Annotated in this window: 18 protein-coding genes; 9 read left to right on the top strand and 9 right to left on the bottom strand. The window is 62.4% G+C overall.

Translation table 11 applies throughout. The features are described from left to right. The first annotated feature begins 12 nt into the window (after window positions 1-12). The 3 genes from recF (at window position 13) to gyrB (ending at window position 4,226) form a co-directional block, all read left to right on the top strand. Window positions 13-1,116 carry a DNA replication/repair protein RecF gene (gene recF, locus Q1A71_RS05250; RefSeq protein ID WP_299672571.1) on the top strand — a complete coding sequence of 368 codons (1,104 nt, stop codon included), beginning with the start codon at window positions 13-15 and terminating at the stop codon, window positions 1,114-1,116. Continuing rightward, window positions 1,113-1,733 carry a LysE family translocator gene (locus tag Q1A71_RS05245; RefSeq protein ID WP_299672568.1) on the top strand — a complete coding sequence of 207 codons (621 nt, stop codon included), beginning with the start codon at window positions 1,113-1,115 and terminating at the stop codon, window positions 1,731-1,733. The genes recF and Q1A71_RS05245 overlap by 4 nt, the downstream gene beginning before the upstream one ends. Window positions 1,734-1,811: 78 nt before the next feature. Beyond that, window positions 1,812-4,226 (top strand): DNA topoisomerase (ATP-hydrolyzing) subunit B, encoded by a 2,415-nt coding sequence (gene gyrB / locus Q1A71_RS05240; RefSeq protein ID WP_299672565.1) that lies wholly within the window; start codon window positions 1,812-1,814, stop codon window positions 4,224-4,226. Between the two features lie 115 nt (window positions 4,227-4,341). On the opposite strand, the gene Q1A71_RS05235 is transcribed toward gyrB, so the two are convergent. Together Q1A71_RS05235 and Q1A71_RS05230 are read right to left on the bottom strand one after the other, a co-directional pair. Continuing rightward, window positions 4,342-5,145: an enoyl-CoA hydratase gene (locus tag Q1A71_RS05235; protein ID WP_299672563.1), complete on the bottom strand. Its 804-nt coding sequence runs from the start codon at window positions 5,143-5,145 to the stop codon at window positions 4,342-4,344. Between the two features lie 66 nt (window positions 5,146-5,211). Continuing rightward, on the bottom strand, window positions 5,212-6,183 hold the full coding sequence (locus Q1A71_RS05230; RefSeq protein ID WP_299672561.1) for a fatty acid desaturase: 972 nt from the start codon (window positions 6,181-6,183) through the stop codon (window positions 5,212-5,214). A gap of 144 nt (window positions 6,184-6,327) precedes the next feature. Here Q1A71_RS05230 and Q1A71_RS05225 point away from each other — a divergent pair, with 144 nt between their 5' ends. After that, a complete protein-coding gene (locus tag Q1A71_RS05225) occupies window positions 6,328-7,143 on the top strand; it encodes a helix-turn-helix domain-containing protein (protein WP_299672559.1) in 816 nt (271 codons plus the stop codon). 66 nt (window positions 7,144-7,209) lie between these two features. On the opposite strand, the gene Q1A71_RS05220 is transcribed toward Q1A71_RS05225, so the two are convergent. The 6 genes from Q1A71_RS05220 to Q1A71_RS05195 form a co-directional block, all read right to left on the bottom strand. Then, window positions 7,210-7,641 carry a thioesterase family protein gene (locus Q1A71_RS05220; protein WP_299672556.1) on the bottom strand — a complete coding sequence of 144 codons (432 nt, stop codon included), beginning with the start codon at window positions 7,639-7,641 and terminating at the stop codon, window positions 7,210-7,212. 37 nt (window positions 7,642-7,678) lie between these two features. Next, a complete protein-coding gene (cueR, locus tag Q1A71_RS05215) occupies window positions 7,679-8,077 on the bottom strand; it encodes a Cu(I)-responsive transcriptional regulator (RefSeq protein ID WP_299672553.1) in 399 nt (132 codons plus the stop codon). Beyond that, window positions 8,074-10,329: a heavy metal translocating P-type ATPase gene (locus Q1A71_RS05210; protein ID WP_299672550.1), complete on the bottom strand. Its 2,256-nt coding sequence runs from the start codon at window positions 10,327-10,329 to the stop codon at window positions 8,074-8,076. Before Q1A71_RS05210 ends, cueR begins: the two co-directional genes overlap by 4 nt. A gap of 62 nt (window positions 10,330-10,391) precedes the next feature. Then, window positions 10,392-11,882, bottom strand: coding sequence for a heme biosynthesis HemY N-terminal domain-containing protein (locus Q1A71_RS05205; protein ID WP_299672547.1), 1,491 nt, complete (start codon window positions 11,880-11,882; stop codon window positions 10,392-10,394). Window positions 11,883-11,895: 13 nt separating this feature from the next. Further along, on the bottom strand, window positions 11,896-13,323 hold the full coding sequence (locus tag Q1A71_RS05200) for a hypothetical protein (protein WP_299672524.1): 1,428 nt from the start codon (window positions 13,321-13,323) through the stop codon (window positions 11,896-11,898). A gap of 68 nt (window positions 13,324-13,391) precedes the next feature. After that, window positions 13,392-14,102, bottom strand: coding sequence for a uroporphyrinogen-III synthase (locus Q1A71_RS05195; RefSeq protein WP_299672521.1), 711 nt, complete (start codon window positions 14,100-14,102; stop codon window positions 13,392-13,394). A 73-nt stretch (window positions 14,103-14,175) separates the two neighbouring features. Between Q1A71_RS05195 and tsaD the strand changes: the two genes are divergently transcribed. The 5 genes from tsaD to Q1A71_RS05170 are packed head-to-tail and all read left to right on the top strand — an operon-like array spanning window position 14,176 to window position 17,370. Then, on the top strand, window positions 14,176-15,273 hold the full coding sequence (gene tsaD, locus Q1A71_RS05190) for a tRNA (adenosine(37)-N6)-threonylcarbamoyltransferase complex transferase subunit TsaD (RefSeq protein WP_299672518.1): 1,098 nt from the start codon (window positions 14,176-14,178) through the stop codon (window positions 15,271-15,273). Next, window positions 15,270-16,232: an NAD(P)H-dependent glycerol-3-phosphate dehydrogenase gene (locus Q1A71_RS05185; protein WP_299672515.1), complete on the top strand. Its 963-nt coding sequence runs from the start codon at window positions 15,270-15,272 to the stop codon at window positions 16,230-16,232. Before tsaD ends, Q1A71_RS05185 begins: the two co-directional genes overlap by 4 nt. Further along, entirely contained in the window at window positions 16,233-16,505 is a 273-nt protein-coding gene (locus Q1A71_RS05180) for a YciI family protein (RefSeq protein WP_299672512.1), read from the top strand. Further along, on the top strand, window positions 16,505-16,924 hold the full coding sequence (locus tag Q1A71_RS05175; protein ID WP_299673192.1) for an EVE domain-containing protein: 420 nt from the start codon (window positions 16,505-16,507) through the stop codon (window positions 16,922-16,924). Before Q1A71_RS05180 ends, Q1A71_RS05175 begins: the two co-directional genes overlap by 1 nt. A gap of 50 nt (window positions 16,925-16,974) precedes the next feature. After that, window positions 16,975-17,370, top strand: coding sequence for a DUF1761 domain-containing protein (locus tag Q1A71_RS05170; protein ID WP_299672509.1), 396 nt, complete (start codon window positions 16,975-16,977; stop codon window positions 17,368-17,370). A gap of 235 nt (window positions 17,371-17,605) precedes the next feature. Here the strand turns inward: Q1A71_RS05170 and Q1A71_RS05165 are convergent, their stop codons facing one another. Continuing rightward, window positions 17,606-17,947: a DUF2853 family protein gene (locus Q1A71_RS05165; RefSeq protein ID WP_299672507.1), complete on the bottom strand. Its 342-nt coding sequence runs from the start codon at window positions 17,945-17,947 to the stop codon at window positions 17,606-17,608. Window positions 17,948-18,118: the final 171 nt, after the last annotated feature.

Here is an 18,118-nt window from a genome sequence, read left to right as displayed (position 1 = left end):
GAAAGGCGAGCGATGGCGCTGTATCTGACATCGCTGACCCTGTCGCATTTTCGGTCACACAAGGTGGGACGGCTGGCGCTCGATGGGCGGCCCGTGGCGCTCTATGGCGCGAACGGCGCAGGCAAGACCAATGTGCTGGAGGCGGTGTCGCTGTTCTCGCCCGGGCGCGGGCTGCGGCGGTCGAGTGCCGAAGACATGACGCGGCAGCCCGAGGCCCTGGGCTGGAAGCTGTCGGGCGTGTTGCAGTCGCTGCATCAGCTGCATGAGATCGAGATCTGGTCGGAAGGTGGCGCGGCCCGGCAAGTGCGCATTGACGAAAAAGCTGCGCCGCAGGTGGCGCTGGGGCGCATAGCGCGGGTGCTCTGGCTGATCCCCGCGATGGATCGGTTGTGGATCGAAGGGGCGGAGGGGCGGCGGCGGTTTCTCGACCGTATGACGCTCAGCTTTGAGCCGGGGCATGCGGAGGCGACGCTGGCCTATGAGCGCGCCATGCGCGAGCGCAACCGGCTGCTGAAGGACATGGTGCGAGACCCGGCCTGGTACGCTGCGTTAGAGACGCAAATGGCGGAGACCGGGGTGGTGATCGATGCCAACCGGCGGATGGCTCTGGCGCAACTGACCGAGGCGCAGGAGGGCGCGCAGACGGCGTTTCCGGCGGCGGAGCTGACGTTGACCCATGCGGAGGGAGAACTGCCCCAGACGATTGACGAGTTACGAACGGCGCTGGCTGAGAGCCGCCCGCGGGATGTCGCAGCGGGGCGCAGCCTGATCGGGCCGCATCGCGCGGATATCTCCGGTGTCTATGCGGCGAAAGGCGTGCCCGCGAGGGACTGCTCGACCGGCGAGCAGAAGGCCCTGCTGGTCTCACTGATCCTCGCCAATGCACGGGCGCTGGCGCGGGATTTCGGGGCGCCGCCGCTCTTGCTGCTCGATGAGGTGGCCGCACATCTGGACCCGGACCGGCGCGCGGCGCTTTACGACGAGATCGCAGCCCTCGGCGCGCAGGCCTGGATGACGGGCACGGAGCCGGAGCTCTTTGCGACCATGGGCGACCGCGCGCAATATGTCGAGGTGCGCGACAGCGCAGGTGTATCAGAGCTGGTGATGCAGCCGTGACCATCACCTGGAGCGACCTGTTGCCTTATGGCGGCGCGCTGGTGATCCTGTTCCTGACGCCGGGGCCGGTCTGGCTGGCGCTGATGGCGCGGGCGCTCTCGGGTGGGTTTGGCGCGGCCTGGCCACTGGCGGTGGGGGTGGCCGTCGGGGACATCCTCTGGCCGCTGGTGGCGGTGCTGGGCATCTCCTGGGTATTGTCGGTCTTCGATGTGTTCATGGCGGTGCTGCGCTGGGTCGCCTGCGGGGTGTTCATCGGCATGGGGCTATTGCTGATCCGGCACGCGGACCAGAAGATCAGCACCGACAGCCGGTTGACCCGACCGGGCGTCTGGCCAGGATTTCTGGCGGGGCTGGTGGCGATCCTCGGCAACCCGAAGGCGGTTCTGTTCTACATCGGGGTGCTGCCAGGGTTCTTCGACCTGCGCGCTGTGACCGCGCCGGATGTCGGTGCGATTATCACCGCCTCGGTCGCCATTCCGCTCATTGGCAACCTGTTGCTGGCCGCCTGCGTGGGCCATGTGCGGGCCCCGATCACGGCGCCTCGAACGCTCGCGCGGATCAACGTGATCTCGGGAGTTTTGCTGATCTTGGTCGGTGTGGTTATCCCCTTCGCCTGACACAAAATATTGTGCCATTTGCGTGACATTCCCCCTTAGAAACCTTATAAAACATGAAAAATACAAAGGTGGTGCGGCATGTCCGACAACGAGCAAACGCCAGAAGAATACGGCGCCAATTCGATCAAGGTTCTCAAAGGCTTAGAGGCTGTTCGCAAGCGCCCCGGCATGTACATCGGGGACACCGACGATGGCTCGGGCCTGCATCATATGGTCTATGAGGTGGTGGACAACGGCATCGACGAGGCGCTGGCCGGTCATGCGGATGCTGTTACCGTTACCATCCACGAGGATTTCTCGGTCTCCGTGGCCGACAATGGGCGCGGGATTCCGGTGGGCATTCACGAGGAAGAGGGCGTTTCGGCCGCCGAAGTCATCATGACCCAGCTGCACGCGGGCGGGAAGTTCGACAGTAACTCCTACAAGGTCTCGGGCGGATTGCACGGGGTCGGCGTGTCGGTCGTGAACGCGCTCAGCGATTGGCTGGAGCTGCGCATCTGGCGAGAGGGCAGAGAGCATGTGGCGCGGTTTGAGGGCGGCTTCACCGTTAAGCACCTGGAAGTGGTCGGGGAGACGGATCGCACCGGCACCGAGGTGCGCTTCATGGCCTCGACAGATACGTTTTCCAACATCGAGTATTCTTTCGAGGTGCTGGAGAAGCGACTGCGCGAGTTGGCGTTTCTGAACTCCGGTGTGCGGATCATTCTGGTGGATGAACGACCCGCGGAGAGCCTGCGCTCGGAGCTTTACTACGAAGGTGGCGTGAAAGAGTTCGTGAAGTATCTCGACCGCTCCAAGTCCTCCGTGATGCCGGAGCCGATTTTCATCACTGGTGAGCGCGACGAGATTGGCGTGGAGATCGCCATGTGGTGGAACGACAGCTACCACGAGAACGTGCTGCCTTTCACCAACAACATCCCACAGCGCGATGGCGGCACCCACCTGGCGGGCTTTCGCGGCGCACTGACGCGCACAATAAACAACTACGCGCAGTCCAGCGGCATTGCGAAGAAGGAGAAGGTGAGCTTCACCGGAGACGACGCGCGCGAGGGGCTGACCTGCGTGCTGTCGGTGAAGGTACCGGACCCGAAGTTTTCCAGCCAGACCAAGGACAAGCTGGTCAGTTCCGAGGTGCGCCCGGCGGTTGAGGGTCTGGTAAACGAAAAGCTGGCCGAGTGGTTCGAAGAGAACCCCAATGAGGCACGCATTGTCGTGGGCAAGATCATCGAGGCCGCACAGGCGCGCGAAGCCGCACGCAAGGCCCGCGAGCTGACCCGGCGCAAGACCGCGATGGATGTCAATTTCCTCGCGGGCAAGCTCAAGGACTGTTCCGAGAAGGACCCCTCCAAGACCGAGGTGTTCCTTGTGGAGGGTGACAGCGCCGGTGGGTCCGCCCAGACGGGTCGTGATCGGCAGACGCAAGCCATCCTGCCGCTGAAAGGCAAGATCCTGAACGTCGAGCGGGCGCGCTTTGACCGGATGCTCGGCAGTCAGGAGATCGGGAACCTTGTGATGGCGCTCGGCACCGGAATTGGACGGGACGAGTTCAACATCGAAAAGCTGCGCTACCACAAGATCGTCATCATGACGGATGCGGATGTGGACGGCGCGCATATTCGCACGCTGCTGCTGACGTTCTTCTACCGACAGATGCCGGAGCTGATCGAACAAGGGCATCTCTATATCGCGCAGCCGCCGCTTTACAAGGTGTCACGCGGCAAGTCGGAGGTGTACCTAAAGGACGAGGCCGCGATGGAGGAATACCTGATCAACCAGGGCGTTGACGGCGCGATGTTGCGGCAGGGCAATGGCGACGAGATCGCCGGGGCAGACCTCATGCGGGTGGTGGAACTGGCGCGACAAATGCGCCGGGTGCTCGACGCGTTCCCGACCCATTATCCGCGCCACATCCTCGAACAGGCGGCCATTGCAGGCGCCTTTGCGCCCGGTGTCGTGGATGCCGATCTGCAAGGCACCGCCGAAAAGGTGGCCGCACGACTGAACCTGATCGCAGAGGAATACGAGCGCGGGTGGCAGGGCCGGATTACGCAGGACCATGGCATTCGGCTCGCGCGCATCTTGCGCGGGGTCGAGGAGGTGCGCACACTGGACGGACGGATCCTGCGCGGGGGTGAGGCGAAGCGCACCGGTAGCTTCACCAAAGAGCTCCAGGAAACGTACAACTTGCCCGCGACGCTGGTGCGCAAAGACCGGATGCAGACGATCCTCGGGCCGCTCGATCTGCTCGATGCAATCCTGCAGGAAGGCGAGAAGGGCCTGTCGCTGCAGCGCTACAAGGGGCTAGGCGAAATGAACCCCGATCAGCTCTGGGAAACGACGCTCGACCCAGATGCGCGTACGTTGTTGCAGGTGAAGGTCGATGACATGGCAGAGGCCGATGATATCTTCACCAAGCTGATGGGTGATGTGGTGGAACCCCGTCGGGAGTTCATCCAGCAAAATGCGCTGAGCGTGGAAAACCTCGACTTCTGATCAGCGGCGCGCGCGTCCGGCACCGCCGGACAGCCACCGATCCCCCTCGACGGGGGTGAGGGGGCTCCCCCGCTGAGTTCGAGCAGATCACGCGCATGGATCGACCGTGACCGCGTCAATCATCCTGCCACTCCGGCATCGGCTTTTTCGCGATAAAGGCCTCGATCCCCCGCTCGGTATCGCGCGCCAACATATTCTCAGCCATCGCCGCACCGGTGTAAGCATAAGCTTCTGTCAGCCCCATATCGGCCTGCTCGTAAAACGCCTGCTTGCCAATCTTCACCGCTACCGGCGCTTTGGAGACAATTTTGGCTGCCATAGCGCGGGCCGCGGAGTGAAGTTCATCCCGTGATACGACCTGATTGATCAGGCCCATCTCGGCGGCTTTTTCGGCGCTCTGGAACTCCCCGAGCAGCAGCATCTCCATCGCCTGTTTGCGCGTCAGGTTGCGCGACAAGGCTACCATGGGCGTGGAACAGAATAACCCGATGTTGACGCCGGAGGTCGCAAAGGTGGCTGTATCGGATGCCACCGCCAGATCGCAAGTGGCGACCAGCTGGCAGCCAGCGGCGGTGGCAATGCCCTGTACCTCGGCGATCACTGGCTGGGGCAAGTTGACGATCGACAGCATCATCTTGGAGCACGTCGCGAAGAGATCGTTGAAATAGGCCTTGCCGCCATCCGCATCCGCCCGCCGCGCCGTCATCTCCTTGAGGTTATGGCCGGCGCAGAAATGATTACCCGCACCGCGCAGGATCACGGCGCGTGTATCGCGGTCTGTGGCAATATCGTCCAGAGTTGCCTGAAGACCCGCGAGCATGTCTTCGGAGAGCGCATTCAGCGATTTGGGCCGGTTCAGGGTGATCGTGGCGATCCCCTTGGCACGGTCCAGCAGGACCGGTGCATCTTCCTGTATCATGAACGCCCCCTTGATCTGATCTGGCGGTATCAAAGCGGGAAGTGCTTTACGACTGCAAGGAAAATATCAGCGCCCCGGTTCCGCGTCCTCCGCCCGCTCCGCGTGAAACTCTGGCGTCTCCCAAAGCGCGTGCGGCACCGGATCTTTTGTCTTGAAGAGAAAAAGGCACGCGATCTGCGCATAGGAGCGGTAAGCGTAGCCGCCGTTGCGCTCCAGAAACGCGGCACGGCGGGTCCTGTAGTGTTGCTTCAGCTGATACCACGGCATTCCCGGGTGGGCGTGGTGCACGGCGTGCAGGTTGTTCTGCAGAAACAGGAAAGCAAGCGGGCCACGGTCTTCGATGACCACACTGCGGCAGCGAGCGCGTTCATGCGCGCGATGCTCCAGGAACGTGCGGATTTTCAGGATCGAGTGGCTTGCATATGCGCAAAGCAGATAGAGCCAAAGAGGCATGTCTGCGACGAACACCCACCATAGACCGACGGGTATAAGGCCGAAGAAATGAAAGACATATGCGGCTCTAACGCTGGCATTTTTGCCTCGTATGGCGCGCCAATCGGCTTTGTAGAATGCCAAGAGTCCAATGATGGGGCCCACCAGCATCCGCCCCAGAAGCGTGTTGTTCCAAGTGTAGAGCACCCGGCGCTGTGCGCTCCACCGTATCCAAATCGCAGGGTCGACAAAGTTGCTCTCAGGGTCGTCATAAGGGTCTGTGAGTGCGGGGTCGTGGTGGTGGGCCAGATGCGTGTCGCGGAACCTGTGATAGGGGATCAATAGGCCCAATGCGGGGAAGACTAGTGCGGTGTTCAGCCGCGCATCGCCGAACGGGTGACCGTGCAGGACTTCATGGCTGAAGGAGGAATAGAGCGTGAGCGAGAGGATGAGGATGCAGCTTGCGACCCAAGGGCCAATCGTATCGACGGAGGTGGTGGAGAGCGCAAAACCGGCGTAGCACAGAACACAGATCAGAAGTGTCGGCCATTCGATATCTGGAGTGTTGGTCACATCCCGGATCGGCAATTTATCCAGTCCTTTCAATGGTTTTTGTCTTTGAAATTGTCGACGCTTATTTTGGCTCAGCCACGGTAAGTCGCAAGAGCGTGAATCTGCGTTGCTCGCGTTACTTCTGTTGCGATTTCATGATTTTGTTGTGATTTCGCTGATTTGTAGTAATTTTCCATCATGGATAGGCGTGATCTCTCGGCTGGCTTCAAGGAGCGACTGGCGCAGGTGCTGGCCTCGCACCCCACCGGCAAGGGGCAGTTTCTGCGCGATGTCGGCATGGACCGCTCGGCGCTGAGCCAGTTCCTGAGCCCGGACAGTGATCGGCTGCCGCGCGCTGAGACGCTGCGGCGGATTGCGCGGGTGAGCGGCGTTTCGGTCGACTGGTTGCTTTGCCTCGAAAACGCGCCCGAGGGGCGACAGGAGGTGGCCGAAAGCGTACAGATCGAGAAGGCGGTGCAGGCGGACGGCTCCACACCGCTTGACAAGTGGCGCAGCGCCGCGTCCGGGTTCAAGCTGCGTTACGTGCCCTCAACCCTACCGGATATCGTCAGCTTTTCACCCGAAAACGTCCCGGATGCGCGGGGCGGCGGGGTGGAGAATGTGCTGGGGCAGGTGTCGCTCGACGATATGGACGTCGAAATTGCGATGCCGGCGCAGACGGTGCGGGACCTCTCGGCGCGGACCGGGCTATGGCGCGGAGCGGATCCTGAGCAATGCCGCGAGCAGCTGACCTATATGGCGGGGGTCTGCCGCCAGAATTACCCGGCACTGCGGCTGCATCTCTATGACGGGACGCAGACGTTCTCGGCACCTTTCACCGTTTTCGGCAAACAGCGCGTGGCGCTTTACATCGGCGACGCCTATCTGGTGATCAGCAGCCCCGACCAGATCCGGGGTTTCGCGAAGCAGTTCGACCGGCTGGTGCGCCGGGCGATTATCGGCGCAGATGTGGTGCATGAGATGCTGGACGACCTGGCCGCGCGGGTGCGCTAGGACGGTTTTGCGAAGAGTGCTGTGCCCGGCGGCGGGCAAAGGAATGGAGTGGCTCCATTCAGATCGTCAGCCTGGTGCGGCCTCATCGCCGAGATAGCGCTGCATCTCGGCGCGCAAGTTGTCAGACCAGGGCACTGCACGCCCGCTGTCCATATGAACGTAAACCAGCACCGGCGTCGCGGTCATGCGCAGCTCGCTTCCGCATTTAGCTGTGATCCTCAAATGCGCCGAGGTCCGGCCCAGCCGGAGGACCGAGAGCGACCAGGTGAGCAGGTCGCCCATGTGGCTGGGCGCTGTGAACTCCGCACCGATGGAGACGGTGGGCACGCCATAGCCCGACTCCATATGCATCTGCGCGAAGGAGTGACCGAGGCCTGCGTCATGCCATTCCTCGACAGTCTGATTCACCATCTCGAAATAGCGCGGATAGAAGACGATGCCAGCGGGGTCGCAGTGCTGGAACAGCACCTTGATCTGATGTCGGAAAATCTCACTCATCCGCTCAAAGTGGCGGAGAGGACCCCCGCGTCAAGGGTCAAACGCTGCCACGGTCTGCGGCGAGGTCGGCCAGAATGGGGCAATCCGGCCGGTCATTGCCTGCGCAGGCATCGATCAGATGCGAGAGCGTGTCGCGCATCTGACCAAGCTCGGCGATCTTGCGGTCGATCTCGGAGAGATGCGATTGGGCGAGGCGCTTGACATCGGCGCTCGCGCGGGTCTGGTCATTGTAGAGCCGCAGCAGATCGCGGCAGGCTTCGATGCCAAAGCCGAGCGACCGCGCGCGCCCGATGAAGGCGAGCTTGTGCAGATCGCTGTCCGAGAAATCGCGGTAGCCATTTGCGCTGCGGGCAGGGGTGATGAGGCCGATATCCTCGTAATAACGGATGGTTTTCACGGGCAACCCGGTGTGACTTGCGACGTCTGAAATGTTCATGTGGTTCCCCTCTTGAGCCCGCGCAGCCGCAGCGCGTTGCTCAGAACAAAGAGACTGGACAGCGCCATGGCCCCGGCGGCGAGTTGCGGCGACAGGAGCAACCCGAAGCTGGCGTAAAGCGCACCCGCAGCGACCGGGATCAGCGCGGTGTTATAGGAAAAGGCCCAGAACAGGTTCTGCCGGATGTTGCGCATTGCGGCGCGTGAGACATGCATCGCAGTCTGCACGCCGCGCAGATCGCCAGACATGAGTACCACGTCCGCCGCACCGATGGCGATATCGGTGCCGCTGCCGATGGCAATGCCGACATCAGCCGTGGCCAGGGCAGGGGCGTCGTTGATACCATCCCCGACAAACGCCACCTTGGCACCGCTGGACTGAATCGTCCCTAATGCGGCGGTTTTGCCCTCAGGCAGCACGCGCGCAATGACGTCATCGATGCCAAGCTGACGGGCTACAGAAGCAGCGGTTTCCTCTTTGTCGCCGGTGATCATGGCGACGCGTAACCCTTGCGCGTGCAGCTCCGCAATCACCTCGGCCACGTTCGGCTTGATCTGGTCGGCGACGCAAATCAGTGCTGCGAGCTGGTCATCGATGGCCGCGAAAAAAACCGTCTCGCCCTTCGCAGCATGGGTTTCTGCTGTGGCAAGCGCGCCGCCCAGGACAATATCGTGCTGCGCCATCAGCTCTTCGGACCCCACAAGAATGCGCTGGCCCAAAACCTGGCCGCGCGCACCCAAACCGCTGATTGCGGTAACCTCCCGGGCGTTGGGCAGGGCGAGGCCCTCGTCTTTGGCCGCATCGACAATCGCGCGCGCGACCGGATGCTCGACCCGGGCCTCGACAGCAGCGACGAGAGAGAGCGCCATGTCGCGGCTGATGTCGCCGGATGGCGCGAAGCTGGTAAGGACCGGCGCACCCTCGGTGAGCGTGCCAGTCTTGTCAAAGGCGATGACATCCACATCAGCGAGCGCCTGAAGCGCGTCCCCCTTGCGGAAAAGCACGCCCAGCTCCGCCGCACGGCCCGTCGCGACCATGATCGAGGTCGGCGTGGCCAGACCCATGGCGCAGGGGCACGCGATGATCAGAACCGCAACCCCGGCGACCAACGCATAAGAGACAACCGGCGCAGGCCCGAATGCCAGCCAAATCGTTACCGTGAGGGCGGCAAGGCCCAGTACGGCGGGGACGAACCAGAGTGTGACACGGTCGACCAATGCCTGAATCGGCAGCTTGGCACCCTGCGCGTCCTGCACCATTCGGATGATGCCCGCGAGCACCGTTTCGGCCCCCACGTGGGTGGCGCGCAGGGTCAGGCTGCCGGGGCCGTTGATGGTGCCGCCGGTGACCGGGTCCCCCGCCTGTTTCTCCACCGGGATTGGCTCCCCGGTGATCATGCTTTCATCGAGGTGGCTGCTGCCTTCGGTCACCACGGCATCGACGGGCACACGTTCGCCTGGGCGCAGAAGCACGATGTCCTGGGGTACGATCTGCTCGACCGCGACCGTCTGGGCGGTGCCCTCGCGCAGCACCTGTGCTGTCTTTGGCTGCAGTTTGAGCAGCGCGCGGATCGCGGCACCGGTGCGCCCCTTGGCACGGGCCTCGAGCGAACGGCCCAGCAGTATGAAAAAGACGATAACCGCCGCAGCCTCGAAATAGACAACACGGGCGGCATCAGGCAGAAGGCTGGGGGCCAGCAGCACGCAAAGCGAATAGCTGTAAGCCGCAGCGGTGCCGACTGCGACGAGGCTGTTCATGTCCGGCGCACGTTGAACAAGCGCCGCGATGCCCTTGGCGTAAAAGACCCGCCCGGGGCCTGCCAGGACCAGCGTCGTCAGCGCCGCTTGGATCCACCAGCTTTGCGTGATTCCGATGGTCTGCATCACGACATGGTGGAACGCAGGCACCATGTGGCTCCCCATCTCCAGCACGAAGACGGGCAGGGCGAGCAACCCGGCCAGCCAAGTTCGGCGCGCAAGAGACTGCGCTTCCTCGGCCTTACGGTGGGCTGTGGCCTCTGCTATGCGCTGGTGCAGAACCTCAGCCGGATAGCCCGCCTGCGTGGCGGTTTGCGCCAGCGCCTCAGCGGTGGGACCATTGTCGCCGACCTCGATCGTGGCTTCCTCGGTGGCAAGGTTGACCATAACCTCACGCACCCCCGGCATCGCCGCAAGAGCGCGGTCCACCCGGCCCACACAGGAGGCGCAGGACATGTTTCCGACGGTCAGTGTGATCGTTTTCTGCTCACGCATGGCCCATGCCCCGCTATCGTTCACGGGTGACATAAGGTCTCCAGTTACTGGAAGGTCAAGCCCTAGGCGCGCTTCTCTTCCTGAGCTGGCATCTCATCCGCCGTCACCTCTTCGGCATCGAGGAGTTCAGCGTCCTCGACGTCATCTGCATCGGACGTCGTCGCTGTCTGATCCTCGACCGCACCGACGATTAGCGGCAGCATTTGCACGCCGCCGGGCATCGCGACCTCGGACAACGGCGGCGTTTTCCAGGACAGGGTATCGAAGCTCTCGCAGTTCTCGCAGATCGGCGCCCATTCGGCATGGATGTGCTGACAGTTCTCACAGATCCACTGCGGTCCACGCGAGACGGTCAGCGCCCGCGCCAGCCAGCCCCGGACCACGGCATCGTCTGCCCCCTCGCCGCGTTCGATCGCTGCCATCAACATGACGGAGCGGGCCGTGGGATCCGTTTCCACCAGGTCTCCCAGCGCGCGTCGGGCCTCAGGGAAATCCTCATTGGCGATGTGCAACTCGGCCAGCAGCATGCGCGTTTCCGGATCCTGCGGGTTGATGCGCGTCAGCAGCGCAAAACGCTTGATCCGCTGGCTTGGGCTCTCATTCGGCTCGATAGCCGCGAAGGCCGACGCCAGATCCGGGTGCGGCATGGTCTCCCACGCCTTTTTCAGAATGCGGTTGGCATAGCGCGGCTTGCCCTTCTCGATATAGCTTTGCGCAGCCATGACAGCCGCCGGAATCAGATCGGGTGAGAGCTTGTTGGCTTCGATAGCCTTCTCCTGCGTCTCAATGCTGACGTCGCCGTTGAGAATGTCCTTGGCTTCGGACAACGCCAGAACCGCATCACGACGCTTGTGCACATCGCGGGGCAGGGTGCCGTACTTCAGCTTGGTACTGAGCGTCTGGCGCGCGCCCGACCAATCCTCTTTCTGCGCCTGCAGCCGCAGCAGCACGTCCTGCGTTTCTTCATGCTTGGGCTTGATCGAGAAGGCTTTCTCCGCAAGCTTGAGCGCCGTCTCCGTGTCACCATCGGCCAGCTTCTGCTTGAGAATACCACGCACGCCGACGAACCGCGTGGCGTCGTTGATCACCAACTTCTTGTAGGTCTCCTCCGCCTTGCGCCGATCCCCCGCCATCTCGGCGGCCTGGGCAGTCAGGAGATTCGTGAGTTCGGGCTTTTTGAGATAGCGGTCGGCCTTCGCTGCCTTCGCCATAGCCACCCGACCCTCGCCGCTGGCCAATGCCATCATCCCCTCGGAAAGCGCATCGAAGCCCTTACGCTCGCGGTTGCGATCGAAGTAGCGCGACAGCGCTGTTTCATCCCCATTCAGGAAATTCCAGGTGGCCAGCAGGAGCGACAATAGCTTGAGCAGAATCCAGACGGCAACGACCAGCACGATAACTGCAATGACGGATTGCAGCGGTCCGAACGTATATTCGCTGCCCATGACGGTGACCTGCACCCCACCCTGGCTTTCCAGCAGATAGCCTGCGCCGAGCGCAAGAGCCGCAACGACCCCGACGAAGAGGATGATCTTAATGAGGGACCAGAGCATAAAATCGACTTTCTTAATTGACCGTCAGACTGTCGGAGAGGGATTGAGCAGCATCGCTGGCAGCCTTGCGGGCCTCGGCGCCCGCGAGCCATTCCTGCATGGCGGCCCTTGCAGCCTCCGGCAATGTTTCCGTTTCTGACAGAGCTGTATCCAAGTCGCCTGCCCGCAGGGCCGCTTCGGCCCGGGACAAAACCGCATCAGGGTCAGTGCCCTCGCGCGGTGTGACCGAGCGGGCGCTGAGCTGGCGCCGCAGGAATCCACCAATACCGACCACGTCCGTTTCGGGCACTTCAGCCCGGGCCGCAGCGAGACCGGCGCGGGCCGCGGCGGGGAACATTTCTCGCAGCTCGGCCATGCTGGGCACACCTTCCAGCGCCGCAGTGCGCAGCGCCTCCGGGACTTCGACGGGTGCCACCTCTTCCAGCGCGCCGAGCGCAGGCTCAAAGGCCTCCCCATTCTCGACCGCGGTGACCACACGGGTCAGTGCTGCGCGGGCGAGCAGGCGCTCGGCCTCAACACTGGCGCGCGCATCCTCTTCGGCCAGACGGGCCTCGAGGTCAGCAATCGACGACTGCAGGGCCGCCAACTCCTCGCTGTTATCCTCTTGCTGAGCGGGTGCAGCCGGCTCCGGGCGCGCTTCGATCTCATCAAGGCGCGTCGTCAGAGTTTGCAAGGATGTCTCGACCGAGGCCAGAGACTGGGAGACATCGCCAAGCTCAGCGGACAGATCAGGGACGTCCGCGATCTCGATCGCCGGTGCTTCAGCCGTTTCAAGCGCAACGAGGCGTTCGGACAGGGCGGCAACCTCATCGGTCAGAGGCGTCAGATCGACAGGTTCAGGCGCATTGGCGCGCGGCAGATACGCGTCGAGCATGTCACCCCGACCGGCGATAAAGCCCAGAAGAGCGGCCACGATACCGCCGAAAACAGCGGGCCAGAAACTGCTGGACCGTTGAGGTGGGAGCGGCGGAGGCGCAGGTGTTTCTTCCGGTTTGGCGTCTGCCCGAGGCTCTTCGCCTGCTTTTTTCTCTGCCTGCTGCTCCTTTGCCTCTTCATCGGACTCCAGCTTTTCCGCGGCAGCCTCGGCGGAGCCTGTATCATCAAGCGGGTCTGGGGGCTGTTCTGATGTACCTACGTCAGTCTCGATCTTGTCCGGATCTGTATCGCGCGGGGTTGTCTCTGAATCAGACGCATCAAGGGCCTCTGGCTCATCGAGAGGTTTGGACGGCTCTTCGCTTGTTGGTAAGTCTTCTGCGGAGGGTGAGCCTTTCTCAGGCTCTGAGTCGTTGATCGGCCCGGCTGTCTCAATCGGCTCTATGGTCTGGTCGGCTGGTGTGTCAGCGGTGGTCTGGACATCAGTAGTCTCGAGCAGATCATCCGCCGCCTTATCCTTGACCTCCTGCGGTGGCGTTTCTTTTTTCGTCTTCTTTGGTTTGGCCACAACACCCACCTTTTTCGAATCTTCCCCAGCGGCGCACCTGAGAACCTTACTCGGGCACATCGCACCTCTCAACCCAAGCTGACGTCCGCCACCAGCTTTTCAAGGCTACGGATCATTGCCGCAGCAGAAGGATAGTCTGCGATTTCGAGCGCTTTCAGAGGCAAACCGGACAGTGGCTCGGCAACCGCAGCGCTCAGCGCCGCAACGTAAGGCTGCGCATTCTTTGGGCAGCTTTGGACAAATGAGGCAGCGGTGCGCGGTGAAAACAGCGGCACAATCACCGGGTCGGTGCCTTGCAGCACCGCATTGGCTTCCGGGGTCAGATCGCACAGATCCTGATCATAGACCGTGATCCGGCGAACCGACATGCCCGCGTTGCAGAGCCGCTCGGCGACCTGACCGCGCGTATGGCGCCCCGAGATGTGCCAGATCTGCGCAGACAGGGGATACGCGCTGAGGAAGACGACCAGCGCATCTGCATCCTGGCCTGCGAAGATGGCCTGCCAGCCCGCCTCATGCGCAGCAGAGGTCGTGGCTTCGCCGACGCAAAAGGCCCGGCGGCCCTTGGCATCGGGGGCAAACGGAATGGCGTTAGCGGAGGTGAAGATCACCGCATCGTCCACGTCGATTACGATATCGGTGGTCACGGGCACAATCTCGATCAACGGGCTTTCGATCACATCGACCTGACTTCTCAGAGCGCCCGGCAATTGGCCGATGAATCGGGTATTCGCCTGCGATGGACGCGTCATGATCAGCGGAATGGGGGGCGTGCCCATGGAAACCCTCGGCATTGTTTGCGGCCCACTCCGGTGTTACCTGCGAGCTCAGAGGCTTGCAACGGGGTCGCATGTGACGGGGTCGCTGACAGTTCTAGGGTTGGAAAGCAGCTGTGATGACACGGCGGCGGCTGTTGTGCGACGCGATGTTGGAGGTCAGGCGCGCGTCCTGTCGTCGGTGGTCCATGGTCAGACGCAACTGCACGCTGCCTTTGGCGGGGTCGTCCCCGAGATTGCTGCGCGGGCGCATGCCGAGATGCTGGATCACTGCGTGGAACAGGCTCTAATACAGGCGAATTGTACGTTTTTGAGTATTGATGCGATTGCTGTGACTGCGGGCCCAGGGCTCATTGGTGGCGTTGTTTCAGGCGTGATGTGCGCCAAAGGATTGGTCGCGGCGACGGGCTTGCCGCTCTACGGGATCAACCACCTCGCGGGCCATGCGCTGACCCCCCGGCTGACGGATGATGTGGTCTACCCGTACCTGATGCTGCTTGTGTCCGGGGGGCATTGCCAATTCCTCATGGTCGACGGGCCGAACAATTTCACCCGGTTGGGTGGCACAATTGACGATGCACCGGGCGAGGCATTTGACAAGGTGGCACGGCTTCTGGGCTTGCCACAGCCTGGTGGCCCGGCAGTCGAAACGGCGGCGCTGCAAGGCAAGGCCGACCGCTTTGCGCTGCCCCGGCCCCTGCTGGACCGGCCCGGTTGTGACATGTCGTTCTCGGGTCTCAAGACTGCGGTGCTGCGCACCCGTGACGCGGTTGCGGCCGAGCATGGCGGCTTGCCCGAAGCGGCACAGGCAGACCTTTGTGCAGGTTTTCAAGCGGCAGTGGTCGATGTGCTGGTCGAGAAAACCCGCCGGGCGCTTGCAATTTATCTGGATGCAGACCTCTCGGAGCCAACCCTCTGTGTCGCGGGCGGTGTTGCGGCGAACTCCCAAATTCGGGCTGGACTAGAGGCGCTTTGCGCCAATATGGCCGTGAAGTTTTCCGCCCCACCGCTTGCGCTTTGCACCGACAATGCCGCGATGATCGCCTTTGCCGCCATGGAACAGATGGGCGCGCGGCCTGCGGATGGGTTTGAGCTGTCGGCGCGCCCGCGCTGGCCGCTGGACGGGACGAGTCCGGGGATGCTCGGAAGTGGCAAGAAGGGCGCCAAGGCGTGAAGGTCGCGGTGCTGGGTGGTGGCGCCTTCGGCACGGCCTTGGCCATCGCGCTGTCTCAGACCGGGCCGATCCAGCTCTGGGCGCGCTCCCGCACGCAGGCGGATGCCATGGCTCGGCAACGTGAGAACGCGGCCTACCTGCCAGGATGCGCTTTGCCGCCTGAGTTGACCGTCACGCCTGATTTGCAGGCCGCGGTGGGGGCCGATGTGATATTGCTTGCCATCCCGATGCAAACTCTTGGCAGTTTTGCGGAGGAGGCAGCCGCACTTCTTGATGGCAAGACGCTCGTGGCCTGCTGCAAGGGGATGGATCTGCAGACAGGTGCAGGGCCGGTCGAGACGCTGGCGCATCACTGCCCGACATCCTCTCATGCGCTGCTCACCGGGCCAAGCTTTGCCCGAGATATCGCGAACGGCCTGCCGACGGGCCTGACGCTGGCCTGCACCGATGAGGACCTCGGGGAGACGCTGCAAGCGCGGCTGTCCACCCCGACCCTGCGCATTTATCGGACAACGGATGTAACCGGTGCGACGCTGGGCGGTGCGCTGAAGAACGTGATGGCGATTGCCTGTGGCGCGACAATGGGCGCTGGCTTGGGTGAAAGTGCGCGGGCCAGTATCCTGACCCGCGGGTTTGCCGAGATGCAGCGGCTTGCACAGCACAAGGGGGCCGACCCTGCAACGCTGGCAGGGCTCTCCGGATTTGGGGACCTCGTCCTCACCTGCACCTCCCCGCAATCGCGGAACTACCGGTTTGGGGTGTCCATCGGTGACGGCACGGCGTTCGATCCGTCGGTGACCGTCGAAGGGGCCGCGACGGCGCGCGCAGCAGCGGCGTTGGCAGAGCGGGAAGGGCTCGATCTGCCAATCACTTCTGCGGTTGCGGGGCTGGTGGAAAAACGGTTGGATGTGGCTCAGGCGATGGAGGCGTTGCTGTCGCGCAGCTTGAAGGAAGAATAGATGCTGGTTGCCCTGATCGCGCATGACAAACCCGGCGCGCTGCCGATCCGGCAGGAGAACCGCCCGGCGCATGTGGCCTATTTGAAAGACAGCGGTGCGGTGCAGCAGGCGGGGCCGCTGCTTGACGCGGCGGGAGAGATGGTCGGCTCCCTGATCATTCTGGACGTTGCAGATATATCCGAAGCGCGGGCCTGGGCGGCGGCTGATCCTTATGGCAAAGCAGGGCTCTTCGCCTCCGTTGACCTCATTCCATGGAACAGGGTGATCGGCTGATGCAATACTGGCTGTTCAAATCCGAGACCACCACCTGGAGTTGGGACCAGCAGGTCGCCAAAGGCGACGCGGGCGAAGAGTGGGACGGTGTGCGCAACTATCAGGCACGCAACTTCATGCGCGAGATGAAGGTGGGCGACCGGGGGTTCTTCTATCACTCGCAGAAGGAGCGCGCGATTGTCGGCATTGTCGAGGTGATTGCCGAGGCGCATCCGGACAGCACCACCGATGACGACCGCTGGGAGTGCGTCGACATCAAGGCGGTCAAACCGGTGAAAACGCCGGTCACATTGGACGATATCAAGGCCGAACCACGGCTGTCCGAAATGGTGCTTGTGCGCAACTCGCGCCTGTCCGTACAACCGGTGACCGCCGAAGAATGGCGGATTGTCTGCGAGATGGCCGGCGTTTCAGACTAGCCCGGGCCCTGACTTGATGGCAGTCTCCCACCAGAAAGTGGGAGGACATCATGGAATATGTCAGCGTTTTGGTCGCCGGAGTGGCGGGCTTCCTGTTCGGTGCGGTCTGGTACACGGTGCTGGCTCAGAAGTGGATGGAGGCCTCGGGCGTGCCGCTGGATGAGACCGGCCAACCCGCCAACCGGTCGGACCCGATCCCCTATATCACCAGTCTGCTCGGCGCGGTGCTGGTGGCAGGCATGATGCGGCATACCTTTGAGCTGAGCGGGATCGACACCGTGGGCAAGGGGCTGATCTCGGGCCTTGGGATCGGCCTTTTTCTCGTCAGCCCGTGGATCGCGACATTCTACAGCTTTGGCGCGCGACCGCGTCGGTTGATCCTCATCGACGGCGGTTATGCAACTTTTGGGTGTACCGTGATCGGGACGGTTCTGGCACTGTTCTGAAAAGAGCGGCCCTGAAACGACGAAGGGTTCTGACGCCAAGCCAGAACCCTTCTTCACCCCACGCGCTCCCAAGTCCACCGCACGTGTTTGAAACTGGTCCTGGCCATGCTGGCCGGATGCCTTAGAGATAGACGATACCGCCGAGAATTGCAATTTTTCACTGTTTTAAATGCGCTCCAAAAAAGAAACGCCCCCTTAAGAAAAGGAGGCGTTCTGCGGCTTCGATCCATTGGCTTCAGCCGTAAACGGCTTCCTTGCCGAAATGCTTGGTCAGCATGTAGTAAACCACTGCGCGGTACTTGTTCCGTTCGGATTTGCCGTAGGTTTCGATCACCGAGTTGATCGCGGCCTCGAGCTCCGGCCCGTCGGAAAGGCCCAGCTTTTTGATCAGGAAGTTGTTCTTCACGGTTTCGATCTCGCCCGCCTGGCTGGAAGCAACAGTGGCCGCATCTGCGTCATAGATCGAGGGGCCACAGCCGATTGTGACTTTCGTCAACAGATCCATGTCGGGCGACATGCCACATTTGTTTTTCAGATCATCAGCGTATTGCGCGATCAAATCGTCCCGTTTGCCCATAAAATTCACTCCCTGTTGGCAAAATCGGCCGGCGTGTCCGACCATTGCGGGGGAGACTAGTCATATATGTCCATTCACAAAAGGAGTTTTTGCGCGCTGAATTCCCCACCACGAACTCTTGCCGACAGGGGGCCGCCCGCGGGTGCGCGCGTGAAGGGCGACACATGGAAA

Origin of the sequence: uncultured Roseobacter sp. (assembly GCF_947493125.1) — a bacterium.
Lineage (GTDB): Bacteria > Pseudomonadota > Alphaproteobacteria > Rhodobacterales > Rhodobacteraceae > Roseobacter.
Note: the sequence above shows the minus strand (reverse complement) of the source record. Positions and strands in the feature narration are given on the sequence as shown.

Excerpts from the sequence above, each read along its gene's own strand:
- recF (WP_299672571.1), top strand. The coding sequence starts at position 13 with ATGGCGCTGTATCTGACATCGCTGACCCTGTCGCATTTTCGGTCACAC.
- gyrB (WP_299672565.1), top strand. The coding sequence starts at position 1,812 with ATGTCCGACAACGAGCAAACGCCAGAAGAATACGGCGCCAATTCGATC.
- Q1A71_RS05235 (WP_299672563.1), bottom strand. The coding sequence starts at position 5,145 with ATGATACAGGAAGATGCACCGGTCCTGCTGGACCGTGCCAAGGGGATC.
- Q1A71_RS05225 (WP_299672559.1), top strand. The coding sequence starts at position 6,328 with ATGGATAGGCGTGATCTCTCGGCTGGCTTCAAGGAGCGACTGGCGCAG.
- Q1A71_RS05220 (WP_299672556.1), bottom strand. The coding sequence starts at position 7,641 with ATGAGTGAGATTTTCCGACATCAGATCAAGGTGCTGTTCCAGCACTGC.
- cueR (WP_299672553.1), bottom strand. The coding sequence starts at position 8,077 with ATGAACATTTCAGACGTCGCAAGTCACACCGGGTTGCCCGTGAAAACC.
- Q1A71_RS05210 (WP_299672550.1), bottom strand. The coding sequence starts at position 10,329 with ATGCGTGAGCAGAAAACGATCACACTGACCGTCGGAAACATGTCCTGC.
- Q1A71_RS05205 (WP_299672547.1), bottom strand. The coding sequence starts at position 11,882 with ATGCTCTGGTCCCTCATTAAGATCATCCTCTTCGTCGGGGTCGTTGCG.
- Q1A71_RS05195 (WP_299672521.1), bottom strand. The coding sequence starts at position 14,102 with ATGGGCACGCCCCCCATTCCGCTGATCATGACGCGTCCATCGCAGGCG.
- Q1A71_RS05180 (WP_299672512.1), top strand. The coding sequence starts at position 16,233 with ATGCTGGTTGCCCTGATCGCGCATGACAAACCCGGCGCGCTGCCGATC.
- Q1A71_RS05175 (WP_299673192.1), top strand. The coding sequence starts at position 16,505 with ATGCAATACTGGCTGTTCAAATCCGAGACCACCACCTGGAGTTGGGAC.
- Q1A71_RS05170 (WP_299672509.1), top strand. The coding sequence starts at position 16,975 with ATGGAATATGTCAGCGTTTTGGTCGCCGGAGTGGCGGGCTTCCTGTTC.
- Q1A71_RS05165 (WP_299672507.1), bottom strand. The coding sequence starts at position 17,947 with ATGGGCAAACGGGACGATTTGATCGCGCAATACGCTGATGATCTGAAA.